This is a genomic window from Peribacillus sp. FSL K6-1552 (assembly GCF_038005205.1).
Lineage (GTDB): Bacteria > Bacillota > Bacilli > Bacillales > DSM-1321 > Peribacillus > Peribacillus butanolivorans.
Map to the genome: position 1 here is coordinate 5,139,683 of NZ_JBBOST010000001.1, position 14,942 is coordinate 5,154,624.

Sequence of the window (14,942 nt, forward strand, 5' to 3'; positions counted from 1 at the left end):
TAGTATTCTAGTTTTTGTTAAGCTGATTGATAGATTTGGATGAAGATTTCTTTCTCTTGTTTCCAATTGTATTTAAGGCGGGCATTCAGACAGTTGCTGCTCATTTCCGCTCTTTTTTCTGGATGCTTTAATAAATAATTGACTCCGTCCGCAATAGAACGGGGATCATGGGAGTCGACACACACACCAATTTCCTCAGTCTCGACTACCTTTTGAATTTCTGGAAAGCTACAGGCGATGACGGGTACTCCGCTCATCATATATTCAAATAACTTATTGGAAGAAGCAGAATAATGATTAAAGCAGACATTATTCAATACCTGAAAACCTAAATATGCGTTTTTGGTATAATGAAGCAAATCGTCAACCGGTACCTTCGGGATAAATTTCACCCGATGTTCGAGACCCATTGACTCTACCTTTTTTATTAATTCAGGCTTGATCTTCCCATCTCCTATAAAAACTAGCGTTCCTGCTTCCATCATTGGCACAGCCTCAACCACTTTCTCTAGCCCTCTGCCTGTTTGAATGCCGCCTTGATATAACAATATCGGCTCGTCCTCTGGCAGCATGAGCAACTCGTGTAAATCCACGACTGTACTTTCCTCAGGCAATGTAGGGATTGGGTAGTTATGGACCACATTCGGATACAGACCGTATAAGTCTTCATTATATTTAGCACGAGTATGATTTTCGGCGATCATTTCGTCGACAAATTTTAATAGAAACTTCTCTTGTATCCCGTAAATCCGGCTATTATAACCGGTTCTGCTTGTTTGAACTTCATGAGAATCATATACGAGCTTTTTACGTCTTAGAAATTTACTGCTGATTGCTCCCTGCATTAACGTATTCAAATCATTCGAATGGTAAAAGTCATACCTCTTTTTCCGGCCGTAATGAACCATTTGAAAAAAAATATAGCTTCTTGTCAAAAGTATTGGTAGTTTTGTTTTCGTAACAATTGTGGCGATTATTGCAAGAAGCGCCATAACACCGACTAATACGACAGTACTGATCCAGCCCGTTATCAGGTTCATGTTCAACAAGGTATTCCAAACCAATAAAGTGAGAACAGTCAATTCAAACATCTTATTTTTTGTTTTTTTTACGATACTAAGTACTCTATTAAGTCTTTCCCAGCGATTATTCACTCGAATGACATTAAATCCATTTTTATGTTTCTCTTTTTTTGGTAATTCTTCATTTTTCCAGTTATGAATCGCAATTAAGTCGACTTCATAACCTGCTTCGGTAAGAGCAGTGCATTCCCTTAGAACCCGTGCATCGTTGGTAAAATGATTCCACACAAACATACATACCGTCTTCGCCATTTTTACCTCCACTTTTCCAGATATCCGTCAGCTAGATGCTTCCATCACGTTAATGAGCCCTTGAATATTTTTTGACCATAGAAAATTTTGTTCCGCATATCGATGGCCATTTTCACCAAGCTCTTCGCGAAGAGCTTTCTCAGAGGCCATTGTTAGAATATGTTGACTGATTTCATCAACCTTTCTACTATCTGCCACCATCCCGCATTGCGCTTCTGAAATCATTTGTCTGGCACGCCCGGCGACATCACCGACAATCGGTTTCCCTACGCACATATAGTCAATGATTTTTCCAGGCAGCACCTTGTCAAAGACATCCTTCTCAACTAAGCTTACATACGCAATATGGGATGAGGATACTTCATTAAGAGTCACCCTCCTGTTCATCGCTTTGATGACCCTTATATTGGTCAACCCTTTAGAGGAAATCTCGTCTTGGACTTCGGACATTCGATAACCATATCCAATAATCGTAAACTCAATTTGTTTATGTTCTTTCAGTTTTTCAGCCACTTCTATTAACTTTTTAATATCTTGGGCAAGTCCGATATTACCCGTATAAACGACTTTAATCCTATTTTCCGAAATGGGTGGAAGCCTTTTTTTCAAGTTCAGTTCGTCTGCAGTAAGCGAGTTTGGAATGAATTGGATATCATCATTTTTGACTCCTTTTGAAAGGATATAATCCCTAAATCCAGGACTATTGATGATAATTTGATTAGAGTGCTGATATATTTTTCTTTCAAGGAAAAAAGCCATTTTCAAGATCCACTTATTCGTGAATACGCCTACTCCCTGCAGTGATTCGGGCCATAAGTCTCTTACATCGGTTATTAGCTTTGCCTTCATCTTTTTCTTGGCAATCAATGCCGCAAATATCGGGAAAATAGGTGGTGTCGTGACAAACACATAGTCATATTTTTTTTCCAGTCGAATGATTGTGTAAATGAAAAGCCACATCGCTTCCAAATAATGAAGCAAGCGTCTCCCCATATTGCTTGTATACCGCTTCACTTTATCTGGTTGAATCCTGATGATATCTTTCTCCTCAATATCGACTTCATCCCAAAAATGGGCATCTTGATATAAACTTTGGTGAGGATAACTCGGCTTCAAAGTGATGACTGTTACCTCATAGCCGCTTCGCTTCAAATTGAGATATACATTTTTCATCCTGTTTCCTGCACTCCCAATTTCAGGATAAAAGTTTTGTACAATCATCAGGACACTTTTCATATGAGCCTATCACCTCTATTCTTAAAATGTTCATCGTCCTGCTTTTTATTGTAAATGGGCGATATTAAGTGGGGGTTAAAGAAATATAAAGTCCTTATTAACTTTGTAAATATTCTGTTAATTGTTGTGTCAAAAAATTTTTTCTTAAGAACAACTCGTTATAATAGGGAGGAAATAAAGAAAGCGAGGAAATCATAATGCCTAAAAATCGTTTAAGGGTCATGACTGTGTTTGGGACAAGACCAGAGGCCATTAAAATGGCACCTGTCGTATTGGAGTTGAAAAAGCATCAAGAATCTATTGAAAGCATTGTAGTGGTCACCGCCCAGCATCGGGATATGCTTGATCAAGTCCTGCAATGTTTCCAAATAAGACCAGACTACGATTTGAATATGATGAAAGAAAGACAAACATTAGAAGAGATCACAACTCGCGGGATTGGGGAACTGAGCGCTCTTATGAAAGAACTACAACCAGATATCGTGCTCGTTCATGGAGATACAACGACGACTTTCATCGCCAGCTTAGCCGCTTTTTATAATAAAATTCAAATTGGTCATGTTGAGGCTGGTCTTCGGACTGGTAATAAGTATTCTCCGTATCCTGAAGAAATGAATAGACAGCTGACAGGCGTCTTAGCTGATTTGCATTTTGCCCCGACAAATCAAGCAGCAGAAAATCTCATTTTAGAAAACAAAAAGAGTGATTCTATCTATATTACCGGCAATACAGCCATCGATGCTTTGAAAACAACGGTTCGAAAAGACTATGAGCATCCAATTCTATCTGGTTTGAATGGAGATCGTATGCTATTGATGACAGCGCACAGACGAGAAAATATCGGAAAACCAATGGAAGAAATATTCCGTTCCGTCAAACGGCTGCTTGAAGATCACATGCATATCCAAGTCGTTTTCCCACTTCATAAAAACCCAGTAGTCCGCGAAATTGCTTATCGGATTTTTGGTGAAACGGAAAGACTTCACTTAATAGAGCCGCTTGAGGTGCTTGATTTTCATAATTTTGCGGCGCACGCCCATCTAATACTGACAGATTCCGGAGGGGTGCAAGAAGAAGCTCCTTCACTTGGCGTTCCTGTCCTTGTGTTACGCGATACGACAGAACGGCCAGAAGGAATTGAGGCTGGTACCCTTTTATTGGCAGGAATTGAGGAAGAACGAATTTATCAATTAGCCACAGACTTACTTACAAATGAAGAAACCTATAAAAAAATGGCGACAGCTTCTAACCCATATGGAGATGGATTTGCCTCGAAGCGAATAGTCGAAATACTTTTAGAGAAATTGAGTGCTGATAACAATAAGATGATAAATCGGCCAACCCTCTCATCCTAATTTTTATCATTTATTTATTAACGTTAGAAAGAACGATAAATCAAAAGAAGAAGCCTAACACTCTTTAAGAGGTTGCTAGGCTTTTTCTAATTCTTCTTATATATTAGATTTTAAAATGATTCACTTCCATTTTAAGACTCTCGGCCAGGGTTGCTAGTGATTGAGCGCCTTCAGAAATCTGTTCAGTCGCTGCATGCTGTTCTTCAGTTGCAGCACTTGTATCATTTGCCCTTTCTGCTGAAGTAACCGCTATTTCTTTTATTGCATTCGCACCAGCTGCTACATCCTTGGTCATCGCTTGAATTTCTTCTATGGCAGAGGATACGGATTCAATTTGCTCACTCACTCCTCCAACTGCGGATTTAATATGATTGAACACCTGGAGTGAGTTTGCTGAAGCAGAAAGTCCATCTTCTGCTTTCTTACTTCCAATATTAATTGATTCGACGCCTTTTTCGGTAGCCTCTTCGATCAATTTGACCATTTTTTCAATTTCTGAGGCTGATATTTTTGATTGTTCAGCAAGTTTTCTGACTTCATCAGCCACTACTGCAAAACCCTTTCCATTTTCTCCGGCACGGGCCGCTTCAATTGCAGCATTTAATGCCAGTAAGTTTGTTTGCTCAGAAATGTCCGTAATTAATGTCGTAACTCTTTGAATTTCACTTGAATGCTTCGACATTACTTCCATTATGCTCGCTGACTCGTGAATCGTAGTGTTTATATTATTCATTTGGGTAGTTACATCATCTATAATGTTAGATCCTTGTTGAACAAGTGCATTCACAGATTCTGCGGAGGCAAGCATTTCGACATTACTTTCAGTGATCTGCTCGATAGCTGCAGCCATTTCATTCATAGAGTTTACTGAGTTCTCTACAATAGTGACCTGCCGAGCTGTCCCTCTCATATTTTCTTCAGCAGTTGTTGCGACCATCTCCGAAGAAGCCAGGCTTTCTTCAGAGCTTGCCGACATTTGTTCTGCTTGAACAGCAAGTTGTGACGAAGAATCCCTCATATTTAAGACAATCGCTTTAAGTTCCGTAACCATTTTATTAAAAGCACCGGCCATTTCACCAATTTCGTCTTTGTTTCGAATCCGAATTTCTTCTATCTGTAAATTACCGCCTGCAACTTGACCAATTGCTTCTGTAAGTTTGCGAACCGGGCGAGAAATACTGCGACTCAGGACGATTGGTAAAATAATACTAAGGATGAATCCAAAGATTATTAGCAATACAATAATTCTTTCCATATCCTTTACTTTATCGTTCAAATCTTCCCGTGTCTCTTGTAAATAAGCATTTTGATTGTCACTTAGTTTTTCAGCTTTTTCCAAGATTGTTTTTTCCAAGACACTTGCTTTATCCGTTTTCTCAGTTATATCTAGATCCTTCGCACTATCGCCTTGCTGCATGCTGATAATTATCTCTTCAGCCAATTCCATATATTCAAGTTTTGCGTTATGTATCTCTTCCAACAATTCGATATCGTCTTGTGATGTAAATGTTTTTCCAAGATTTTCGTAAGCCTCCTCAAACATTTCGTTTTTAACTACTCTATTTTCCAAATATGTAGAATCCTTATAGATAATATAACCACGAATATCATTTGAAACAGCTTGCTGTTTGTTAATCATTTCATCTACCAGATTGATCTTTTTCACTCGATCATCCAATAAAAAAGTATATTGTTTATTCAAATCGGTGATGATCCAGAGATAAAAGAAACCTATAGTCATAAGAAATATAAGTATAGACAAAAAACCTGCCCATAATTTTTTTGATACAGATAATTTCACGTTAAATACCCTCCAATTAATCAATAATTTTTAATTTTCAAACTCTATTAATAATATCGGTTGCATAGTGCCTTTTTTCTAGTCAGTTCACTAAAACACAATAAAATAAACTTATATCAAAAAACTAAGCAGTTTGGGGGTAAAGTAAAAAAGAAGATATGATAATAAAGCGGGAAGTGTTGATCAGCATCGTCCATTTGAGGCTTCGTAAAAAACATGCACAGCATGAAACATCCTTTTGGCTTGCCAATTAGCGACCTAGTACTCAATCTTTTGATTACTTCACCTTTAGTAACTGTACGATTTAAAACTAAGCAAAAAAGACCACCAAATTGGTGATCTTTAGGAATTTCTAATTTTCATCTCTTATCCCTTAATTAACCGGACATTTTTCCCAAAGTTTGAACCTACGCTTTTTAAATAAAGTAAGACGGTTAAGAATATGACTACCTCAGATAATGGAATGGCCAGCCATGCTGCATTTATTCCAAATATAAGCGGCAATGTTAACAGGAATAAAAGCATGAAAATAAATTCGCGTCCAATCGTAATCCAAGCGGCCATCTTTACTTGCCCAATTGATTGGAAATAGGTCATCATAACGAAGTTGACTCCCATTAGGATATATCCGCTAAAGAAGATTCTAATTCCAATTGTAGCAAGCTCTTTTACATCTTGAGAAAAGTCTCCGAATAAATCTACAATATAAGGTGCCGCCACTTGTCCCACCAGGGTAATGGATATTCCTGCACCAATTGCTGTGAAAATGGCAATGCGAACCGTTTCGCGCTTCCGCTTTTCATCTTTTGCACCATGATAATAACTTACTAGTGGCTGTATTGCCGACCCGATGCCAAGAAACATCAACAGCATAACACTATGTGCATAATTGACAATAGAAAATGCAGCTAATCCGTCGGTACCAGCAAGGCGCGAGAACGCATTATTATGAGCAATAGTAAAGACTGATACACCTATTTCAGCTAAGAAACTAGGAAATCCAATCATCATTGTCATAATGAAAAGTGACTTTTCAAAACGAAACTTAACGAGGCGAAGCGTGTTCTTCTTCGTGAAAAAGTGCGTGCTGAGAACCAGTATGCCCAAGGCAGCTGCAATGATTGTTCCGTAAGCAATCTCGCGTACCCCTAAATCTAGTACATACAGGATAATGAAGTTCAAAACGAAATTGGAAATGGCTGTGACGATAAGAGATGCCATGGCCAGATTCGGATTACCATTGTTCCTGACGAATATGCTTAAGGTGTTTTCTAGGGTGAAAACAAAACCCAGCATTAAGAATACGTTCATGTAGTCCGTTGCAAAGGGAGCGGTTGCTTCATTGGCCCCTAGTGCATAAACAAGCTGATGGTGAAAAGCGTAGGCAATCAGACCAATGATTACGGTGAATATTGTGATTAGAATGATGGAATGGGTGAAAATAAAGCGTGCCCGATTATAATCCTTTGCCCCCATGCTTTGTGAATAAAGCGTTGCGCCGCCTACCCCGATCCAAATCGACATCGCTACAAAGATTGTATAAATGGGCCCTGCAATATTAACTCCTGCAAGGGCAACCGATCCAAGCTTATTGCCGACCATCACGCCATCGACAACAAAGTTCAATGCCATCAATACCATTCCGATCATAGAAGGAATCAGATAGCGCAGAAAGACCTTTCCTGTCGATTCTATCTCCAATAGATTTTGTTGTTGTTTTTCTCTTAATGACATTTATACCATCTCCTGCTATTGACCTTACTTTGAAATTCCTCTCCAAAAAATAGTCCATGACGCCGCAAGTTTTTCCGCAACTCGGTCTGGATTATCGGCATAAACCAGTTCGACCATAATGGCCACGATGACGCCTGAATACGCCAGTGTCAGGGTTCGCGCATCTACTGAGTTTAAAGCCCCAACGGATATCCATGTTCCGAATATCTTTTCCATTAAGGCTTCCTGTTGAACCTGAAGATCATCAGTCTCTTTCTGAATTTCATTGTATAGATGTGTTGGTGGAAAGAATCCCATACGAAGCCAGAACTTTAAACTCTCAACCTCCTGGAACATCTTTATCATTTCTTCCAAAAATCCGTATAGCGTCTTTTCCGGATCACTTTTTTTCATGATATTGAAATACTCAACATAAAACGACAGTTCCATTTCCTTGGCGTCTTTAAGTACAGATAAAAACAGATCGTCTTTCCCTTTAAAATGAGAATATATTGATTGTTTTTTTATCCCAACATCTTCGGCAATTTGAGAAAGTGAAGTACCCTCATAACCATGAATCGTAAAATATTTGAGTGCTGCTTTTTTTATTTCATCGCTTTTCATAATGTTCACCTTTCATTGCTGAATATTATTTTTTGTATTTCTGATAAACCTATCATAACCTAACGAACGTTCGTCAGGCAAGTTTTTTCATTTTGGAAATTTAAGGTTTACCTCCTATTGAAATACAGATTGGTCCGATTGAAACCATTCTATAAAGGAGGGTTCATGCTACTACATTTTTCCCTAGTATTAAAAGGATTATAATGTCTACCTGTCGAAATGATAGTCATAATAAAAAGGAGGGTTCAAATGAAACATCAGATTACCCCATACTTAACATTTGATGGACAAGCTAGAGATGCATTAGCATTTTATGAGGAAGTATTTCAAGCAGAGGTTTTTGATATACAATCATACGGGGAAGCTGATTTCCCAACACCTGAAGAAGCAAATGATAGGATCCTGCATGCTAAGATTAAAAAAGGTGAGTTATTGGTCATGGTATCTGATACGTTTCCTGGAAATCCCCTTGAAGTCGGAACCAATATTTCTCTCGTGCTGGATTGTGAAAGCGAATCAGAGATCCAGTATTTATACGAGACATTGCGTGAAAATGGAACAACCTTAATGGAACTTCAAGATACCTTTTGGGGTGCACGATTTGCTAAAGTCAAGGATTGCTTTGGCGTTCATTGGGACTTGAATTACACAAAATGATTCAAAAAAATGGCCGAAAAATACCAATAGTATTTCCGGCCATGTATTATTATTTAAAGTCTTTATTTTTGGTGAAAAAGTCAAAATGAACATATCAAAATAATATCATATATTACTCTTTTGAATGCCTCTTATTAAATCACGTGAAGATAATTCAAGACATTTTTGCCGATCAGTAAAATGGTGACACAAATAAATAATATACGTACATAGGCAGCACCTTTTTTTATCGCAAAGTTCGATCCTACTAATGCTCCGACAACCATTGCGAGGCCCATCGGAATTCCATAGACAAAATTGACTGACCCCATTGATAAGAAAATAATAAGTGCGGCAATATTGCTACCAAAATTAAGTACTTTTGCATTTCCAGCAGCCTGAACAAAATCAAATCCAATAATCAAAAATGAAAACAATAAAAAAGAGCCTGTACCAGGACCAAGAAAACCATCGTAAAAACCAATAGCAAATATTGCGATGATCAACATAATCATTTTCTTCCGTTTTAACCCTTTATATTTTGCGTCTTTACCCCAATCCTTTTTTACAATCGTATAAATTGCGACGATAACTAATAAGATTAATATGAGCGGCTTTAGGATTTCAGCGGAAACAAAATGAACCACATATGCCCCTAGAATCGCACCAATCACAGTAATCGGAAAAAGCTTCATGACAAATTTGAAATTCACTTTTCCAGCTCGAATAAATGAGATTGTACTCGTTAAAGAACCCATCGAGCTTGCCAATTTATTAGTAGCAAGGGCTGCTGAAGGTGATATCCCTGTAAATAATAAAGCAGGAATGGAAATTAACCCTCCTCCGCCTACAACAGAGTCAATGAACGCAGCAATAAAACCAGCAAGTATTAAAAACAACAAAGTATAGAGATTAATTTCCTCCATATATTCTCCTCCCTTCAAAAACAATAACTCTATTATACTCCCACTTTCTGTATCTGTATTTCTGGAATTTTAATGAAAATGAATTCTACCGATTACTCTTTTTCATTTAGAAATTCAAACAGTTTTCCCTCTGAAGTTACCGTAAAACCGTGTCGTTTTAGCAACGCAGCCGTAACTCCATTCCCAACCTTTTTCTTCCCCTTAAATTCACCATTATAAATCGTCGAACTTCCACAGGATGGACTGTCTTCTTTTAAAACTACAAGTGTGGCACCTACTTCTTGAGCCTTTTTTAATGTTAAATTTGCCCCCTTTATGTACAAATCCGTTACATCCCTACCAGACTTTTCGATTATTTTTGCTTTCCCATTAAGGACATCTTCACCATCACCGCCAATTATCTCAGCAGGTTCTCTGGGAGTTGAAAAGCCACCAAGCAACTCAGGACATACAGTGATTGCCTTTTTTTCTTCTAACAATCTCAGAATTCTATTATCTAAGCTATGTGTACCGTTGTATCTTACCTCTAAACCTGCTAGACAAGAACTTACTAAAATCATTAAAATCACCTCATCATATTAGCTTAACAATATTTTACCATTCTTCTTAAATAACATTATTTGAACGATTAAAATCTGCTGAAAATTGTTATGGTCGAATTATGGGTATGTAGGTCGATTTATTGGCGTGTAGGTCGATTTATGAGCGCCAAGGTCGATTTATTGGCGTGTAGGTCGATTTATTGACGTGTAGGTCGATTTATGAGCGCCAAGGACGAATTATTGGCGTGTAGGTCGAATTATCAGTGCAAAGTTGAATTTTAGCGTGTAGGTCGATTTATTTAGCGCGTAGGTCGAATTATGAGCGTGTAGGTCGATTTATTGGCGTGTAGGTCGAATTGTTGAATTTTAGCGTGTAGGTCGATTTATTTAGCGTGTAGGTCGATTTATTGGCGTGTAGGTCGAATTATTTAGCGTGTAGGTCGAATTATTGGCGTGTAGGACGAATTATCAGTGCGTAGGTCGATTTATTGGCGTGTAGGACGAATTATGAGTGCGTAGGACGAATTATTGGCGTGTAGGTCGATTTATTTAGCGTGTAGGTCGAATTATTGGCGTGTAGGTCGAATTATTAGCGCCAAGGTCGATTTATTGGCGTGTAGGTCGAATTATTAGCGCCAAGGTCGATTTATTGGCGTGTAGGTCGAATTATTGGCGTGTAGGACGATTTATTGACGTGTAGGTCGATTTATTAGCGCGTAGGACGAATTATCAGCGCCAAGGTCGATTTATTGGCGTGTAGGTCGATTTATCAGTGCAAAGGACGAATTATCTTCGCAAAGGACGAATTTATCCGCAAAAAAGGTCAAATTCCACCAACTAAATCAAAAAAAAAGCGCTTGCAGAGAAACTATTTCTCGGCAAGCACTTCATTTATTCAGTTGGTTGAGTTTAATGATAACAATTGGTACGTAATGGTGGTTTTTTCGTTGGTCCATTCAACTTTTTGAATAACTGCTGTTCCGCTTGAGTCAGATTGAATAGTTTTACGGACGTCAATTGGAATGTCGATTGGATATAACCGATAGCCTGCTTTTGTTAGGCTGAAAATATTTTCTTGTTCTCGAATTTCGTTTCCTTTTGTAACGATCATGGTGTTGAGTTCCATAGGCATGCCCATGTATATCTCCTCCTCTGGCCAATGTATACTTCATTCTAACATTATTCCGTTTTATTTTTCATCCAAGTTGTTAAATCTTCGACTACTTTTCTGTTGACGGCTGGCGGGAAGTAATGTGTGAATTGAGGAAAATACCAGCTTTCTACCTCTTTATCATGGGTTTTCAAACGTTTTTCCAGCCGGTACGCATGTTCAACCGAGACATTGTTATCCAGTTCACCATGAATAATCAGAACAGGAACATTCAATTCTTCAATCGCAAACAACGGAGTCCGGTATTCATATTGGTCTGGGTATTTTTTAGGTGTGCCGCCGATGACTCGCTTCATCATGCGTCGCATATCGACCCGTTCTACATAAGTTAAGAACATATCTGACACACCGCCCCACGTTACAATTGACGCCGCATTCTTACAATAGATTCCAGTCCAAAGCGCCATGATGCCGCCACGGGAAAATCCGAGAATATGAATATGTTCCTTATTCACTCGGGGATGTTGCTCAAGCAGCTTGAATCCGGATATCGCATCGAACCGATCTTCGCCCGCAAAATCCTCATCGCCCTCGCCACCTTGATTCCCCCGGTAAAAAGGGGCAAATACGATGAATCCTTCTGCAGCATACTGGATAATTCTTGCAGGCCTCACCTTGCCTACATTTTTAATTCCACCTCGTAAATATAAGAAGGCATCGTGCATCTCACCATCCACCGGTTCAGCTAGCAATCCCTTAACCTTCAAGCCCTGTGATATGTATGTGATTAAATAAAGATTGATTTCTGGATGCGGTGATGGAAACCGCTGTTTTGAAATAATCGATCCGTTCTCCAATTTCCACGCCCCTTTCTCTTTCCTTTATTGTAAAACATCCAACAGTTTTTATCCCCTGATAGGCATTCACATATTTTTTCACCCGTTCATACGATAAGGTAGGCAAAATACCTATTTATGAGGAGGAAAGAATTTTGAAAAAATGGTGTAAAGCAGGTGTGATGTTTTTGCTCATGTGTTTGCTTCTGATTCCGCTTGGAGCATGCGGCAGCAAGGAAAAAGAAACAACGAAGGTCAGGGTTGCCGAAGTGACCCGCTCCCTTTTCTATACACCGCAATATGTCGCGATTGAAAAGGGATTTTTTAAAGACGAGGGCTTAACTATTGATTTAAAAACGACAGCAGGCGGCGACAAGACGATGACCGCTCTCATTACGGATGGAGCGGACATTGCTCTCGTGGGCTCTGAAACATCGATTTATGTGGCGCAGGGATCAGACGACCCGGTCATCAACTTCGCTCAATTAACGCAAACCGATGGAACGTTTCTTGTTTCACGTGAAAAAATTGACAATTTCAATTGGGATATGCTGAAAGACTCCACATTCCTTGGCCAGCGTAAGGGTGGGATGCCGCAGATGGCCGGCGAGTTTGTGTTGAAAAAACATAACATTGACCCGCAAAAGGATTTGAATCTCATCCAGAATATTGATTTCGCAAATATCTCAACTGCATTCGCTTCCGGTACAGGTGATTTTGTTCAGCTATTCGAACCAACTGCCAGTGTGTTTGAAAAAGAAGGAAAAGGCTATATCGTCGCTTCTTTCGGCACCGAGTCTGGTCATCTTCCTTATACGGTTTATATGGCTAAACAAAGCTATTTAAAGGAAGACAAAGAGACGGTTGAGAAATTCACGCGGGCTTTGAAAAAAGCACAGGACTGGGTTCAGGAAAGTGATGCATCAGAAATTGCTGAAGTCATTCAGCCCTATTTTGAAGATACCGATCTAGACACGATGGAAACAGTCATCAACCGCTACAAAGAACAAGGCTCCTTTGCCACCGATCCCATTCTTGATGAAGAAGAGTGGAACAATCTGCAAGACATCATGGATGAAGCCGATGAGCTCCCTTCAAGAATTAGCCATGATGAACTGGTAAACACCGATTTTGCTGAAAAAGTGTCAAAGTAGCTAGAGGTAAGGAGGATGTCCGATGAGCTTTTTAAAAATCCAAGACATTCACCATACTTATTTTTCAAATCAGACGGCAGCGACCGCACTCGCGGACATTTCCCTCGACATTGAAAAAGGTGAATTTGTCTCTTTTCTTGGTCCGAGCGGCTGCGGAAAGACGACCCTGCTTTCCATCATCGCCGGACTATTCCCGCCCACTTCGGGAAAGATCCTGCTCGAAAACAACCCGCTGAAGGCCGACAGTGACTTATCAATCGGCTATATGCTGCAACAGGATTATCTTTTCCCATGGAAAACGATTGAAGAAAATGTTTTATTAGGATTAAAGCTGATTAAGAAGAATGAAGGCCTGGAGAGAATAAAGACGTTGAAACTGTTGAGTGATGTTGGATTGGGAGGCACCGAAAAATTATATCCGCGTGAACTTTCCGGGGGGATGAGGCAACGAGCTGCTCTGGCACGAACACTCGCAGTGGACCCAAAAATCCTCTTGCTTGATGAACCGTTTTCGGCCCTAGATTACCAAACGAAGTTGAAGCTTGAAGACCTTGTTTTTGAAACTCTGAAATCTTTTGGAAAGACGGCAGTGCTTGTCACCCATGATATTGGTGAAGCCATTGCAATGAGCGACCGGATTTATCTATTTTCCGCGAAGCCAGGCAGAATTTACAAAACTTTTGAAGTACCTGATGAACTACGCGAACTGACACCTTTTCATGCCCGTAATCACCCACACTATTCGGTATTATTCCAAACGATCTGGAAGGAGCTTGAGAGACTTGAATATTGAACAGCTTCATAGCCAGTATAAAACCTCTTTGAAAAAGGAAAACAGGCTAATTCGCTTTTATCAGATCCTGATTTTCATTGTCTTTTTCAGCAGTTGGGAGCTTTTTTCTCGGATGAGGTGGATCGACCCTCTCATCTTCAGTTCGCCCTCTAAAGTATGGCATCTATTTATAAAGAAATTAGGTGACGGAACACTTCTTTCCCATTCAGGCGTGACCCTATTCGAAACCGTGCTCGGCTTCATCATCGGGACACTGCTTGGAACGATACTTGCTTCCTTGCTCTGGTGGTCGCCGAGATTGTCGAAAACGCTCGACCCGTATCTCGTCATTTTAAATGCAATGCCAAAAGTCGCCCTCGGACCTATTATCATCGTAGCATTCGGGCCAGGTTTCCCGTCTATCATCTCGATGGGGGCTATCATTTCCATCATCATCACCACTATCGTCGTCTACACAGCATTTCGCGAAGTCGATCCCAACTACCTAAAAGTACTGCAAACATTCGGTGCCACAAGGGCTCAGTCCTTCCGGGAAGCCATATTACCGGCCTCCTTCCCGACCATCATCTCGACATTGAAGGTGAATGTTGGCCTCTCCTGGGTCGGCGTCATCGTCGGTGAATTTCTCGTCTCGGCAAAAGGACTCGGCTACTTAATTATTTATGGGTTTCAAGTCTTCAATTTTACCCTCGTTATGCTCTCCTTGATGATTATTGCCTTCTTTGCGACAATCATGTACCAACTTGTCGAACTACTCGAACGAAAATTAATCAAGGATTAACCTAACTGCCGATACTCGTCGGCAGTTTTCATATTTACCGGGTTATACTCGTGAATTAGATGGATTTACTCGTGAGTTTTCGGGTTTTACTCGTGAATCT

The 14,942-nt window shown here is 39.7% G+C and carries 14 protein-coding genes; 5 read left to right on the forward strand and 9 right to left on the reverse strand.

The features are described from left to right. Positions 1 to 17: 17 nt before the first annotated feature. Together NST21_RS24565 and NST21_RS24570 are read right to left on the reverse strand one after the other, a co-directional pair. Complete coding sequence (locus NST21_RS24565; protein ID WP_340891861.1) at positions 18 to 1,334, reverse strand: glycosyltransferase; 1,317 nt, start codon at positions 1,332 to 1,334, stop codon at positions 18 to 20. Positions 1,335 to 1,361: 27 nt separating this feature from the next. Then, positions 1,362 to 2,570: a glycosyltransferase family 4 protein gene (locus NST21_RS24570; RefSeq protein ID WP_340891862.1), complete on the reverse strand. Its 1,209-nt coding sequence runs from the start codon at positions 2,568 to 2,570 to the stop codon at positions 1,362 to 1,364. Between the two features lie 197 nt (positions 2,571 to 2,767). Between NST21_RS24570 and wecB the strand changes: the two genes are divergently transcribed. Next, complete coding sequence (wecB, locus tag NST21_RS24575) at positions 2,768 to 3,925, forward strand: non-hydrolyzing UDP-N-acetylglucosamine 2-epimerase (RefSeq protein WP_340891863.1); 1,158 nt, start codon at positions 2,768 to 2,770, stop codon at positions 3,923 to 3,925. 103 nt (positions 3,926 to 4,028) lie between these two features. Here the strand turns inward: wecB and NST21_RS24580 are convergent, their stop codons facing one another. The 3 genes from NST21_RS24580 to NST21_RS24590 all read right to left on the reverse strand — a co-directional run bounded on the left by NST21_RS24580 (position 4,029) and on the right by NST21_RS24590 (position 8,063). Continuing rightward, entirely contained in the window at positions 4,029 to 5,726 is a 1,698-nt protein-coding gene (locus tag NST21_RS24580) for a methyl-accepting chemotaxis protein (RefSeq protein ID WP_340891865.1), read from the reverse strand. 366 nt (positions 5,727 to 6,092) lie between these two features. After that, positions 6,093 to 7,460 (reverse strand): MATE family efflux transporter, encoded by a 1,368-nt coding sequence (locus tag NST21_RS24585; RefSeq protein WP_098175257.1) that lies wholly within the window; start codon positions 7,458 to 7,460, stop codon positions 6,093 to 6,095. A 24-nt stretch (positions 7,461 to 7,484) separates the two neighbouring features. Next, on the reverse strand, positions 7,485 to 8,063 hold the full coding sequence (locus NST21_RS24590) for a TetR/AcrR family transcriptional regulator (RefSeq protein WP_340891867.1): 579 nt from the start codon (positions 8,061 to 8,063) through the stop codon (positions 7,485 to 7,487). A gap of 249 nt (positions 8,064 to 8,312) precedes the next feature. On the opposite strand from NST21_RS24590, the gene NST21_RS24595 reads away from it, so the two are divergent. Then, positions 8,313 to 8,720, forward strand: a complete 408-nt coding sequence (locus tag NST21_RS24595) for a VOC family protein (protein WP_057215391.1) — start codon at positions 8,313 to 8,315, stop codon at positions 8,718 to 8,720. Positions 8,721 to 8,854: 134 nt separating this feature from the next. Here the strand turns inward: NST21_RS24595 and NST21_RS24600 are convergent, their stop codons facing one another. The 4 genes from NST21_RS24600 to NST21_RS24615 all read right to left on the reverse strand — a co-directional run bounded on the left by NST21_RS24600 (position 8,855) and on the right by NST21_RS24615 (position 12,135). Then, positions 8,855 to 9,625 (reverse strand): sulfite exporter TauE/SafE family protein, encoded by a 771-nt coding sequence (locus tag NST21_RS24600; protein ID WP_056521202.1) that lies wholly within the window; start codon positions 9,623 to 9,625, stop codon positions 8,855 to 8,857. Positions 9,626 to 9,717: 92 nt separating this feature from the next. Next, on the reverse strand, positions 9,718 to 10,185 hold the full coding sequence (locus NST21_RS24605; protein ID WP_201254020.1) for a DUF523 domain-containing protein: 468 nt from the start codon (positions 10,183 to 10,185) through the stop codon (positions 9,718 to 9,720). A gap of 877 nt (positions 10,186 to 11,062) precedes the next feature. Further along, positions 11,063 to 11,305, reverse strand: coding sequence for a DUF2584 domain-containing protein (locus NST21_RS24610; protein ID WP_053347907.1), 243 nt, complete (start codon positions 11,303 to 11,305; stop codon positions 11,063 to 11,065). Between the two features lie 41 nt (positions 11,306 to 11,346). Continuing rightward, entirely contained in the window at positions 11,347 to 12,135 is a 789-nt protein-coding gene (locus tag NST21_RS24615) for an alpha/beta hydrolase family protein (RefSeq protein ID WP_340891869.1), read from the reverse strand. A 161-nt stretch (positions 12,136 to 12,296) separates the two neighbouring features. Here NST21_RS24615 and NST21_RS24620 point away from each other — a divergent pair, with 161 nt between their 5' ends. Genes NST21_RS24620 through NST21_RS24630 form a run of 3 tightly spaced genes read left to right on the forward strand, consistent with a single transcriptional unit; the run spans position 12,297 to position 14,842 of the window. Next, a complete protein-coding gene (locus NST21_RS24620; RefSeq protein ID WP_340892655.1) occupies positions 12,297 to 13,268 on the forward strand; it encodes an ABC transporter substrate-binding protein in 972 nt (323 codons plus the stop codon). A 22-nt stretch (positions 13,269 to 13,290) separates the two neighbouring features. After that, a complete protein-coding gene (locus NST21_RS24625) occupies positions 13,291 to 14,061 on the forward strand; it encodes an ABC transporter ATP-binding protein (protein WP_340891871.1) in 771 nt (256 codons plus the stop codon). After that, complete coding sequence (locus tag NST21_RS24630) at positions 13,988 to 14,842, forward strand: ABC transporter permease (RefSeq protein ID WP_340891872.1); 855 nt, start codon at positions 13,988 to 13,990, stop codon at positions 14,840 to 14,842. Before NST21_RS24625 ends, NST21_RS24630 begins: the two co-directional genes overlap by 74 nt. The last annotated feature ends 100 nt before the right edge of the window (positions 14,843 to 14,942 follow it).

Excerpts from the sequence above, each read along its gene's own strand:
- NST21_RS24565 (WP_340891861.1), bottom strand. The coding sequence starts at position 1,334 with ATGGCGAAGACGGTATGTATGTTTGTGTGGAATCATTTTACCAACGAT.
- NST21_RS24570 (WP_340891862.1), bottom strand. The coding sequence starts at position 2,570 with ATGAAAAGTGTCCTGATGATTGTACAAAACTTTTATCCTGAAATTGGG.
- wecB (WP_340891863.1), top strand. The coding sequence starts at position 2,768 with ATGCCTAAAAATCGTTTAAGGGTCATGACTGTGTTTGGGACAAGACCA.
- NST21_RS24585 (WP_098175257.1), bottom strand. The coding sequence starts at position 7,460 with ATGTCATTAAGAGAAAAACAACAACAAAATCTATTGGAGATAGAATCG.
- NST21_RS24590 (WP_340891867.1), bottom strand. The coding sequence starts at position 8,063 with ATGAAAAGCGATGAAATAAAAAAAGCAGCACTCAAATATTTTACGATT.
- NST21_RS24595 (WP_057215391.1), top strand. The coding sequence starts at position 8,313 with ATGAAACATCAGATTACCCCATACTTAACATTTGATGGACAAGCTAGA.
- NST21_RS24600 (WP_056521202.1), bottom strand. The coding sequence starts at position 9,625 with ATGGAGGAAATTAATCTCTATACTTTGTTGTTTTTAATACTTGCTGGT.
- NST21_RS24605 (WP_201254020.1), bottom strand. The coding sequence starts at position 10,185 with ATGATTTTAGTAAGTTCTTGTCTAGCAGGTTTAGAGGTAAGATACAAC.
- NST21_RS24610 (WP_053347907.1), bottom strand. The coding sequence starts at position 11,305 with ATGGGCATGCCTATGGAACTCAACACCATGATCGTTACAAAAGGAAAC.
- NST21_RS24620 (WP_340892655.1), top strand. The coding sequence starts at position 12,297 with ATGTTTTTGCTCATGTGTTTGCTTCTGATTCCGCTTGGAGCATGCGGC.
- NST21_RS24625 (WP_340891871.1), top strand. The coding sequence starts at position 13,291 with ATGAGCTTTTTAAAAATCCAAGACATTCACCATACTTATTTTTCAAAT.
- NST21_RS24630 (WP_340891872.1), top strand. The coding sequence starts at position 13,988 with ATGCCCGTAATCACCCACACTATTCGGTATTATTCCAAACGATCTGGA.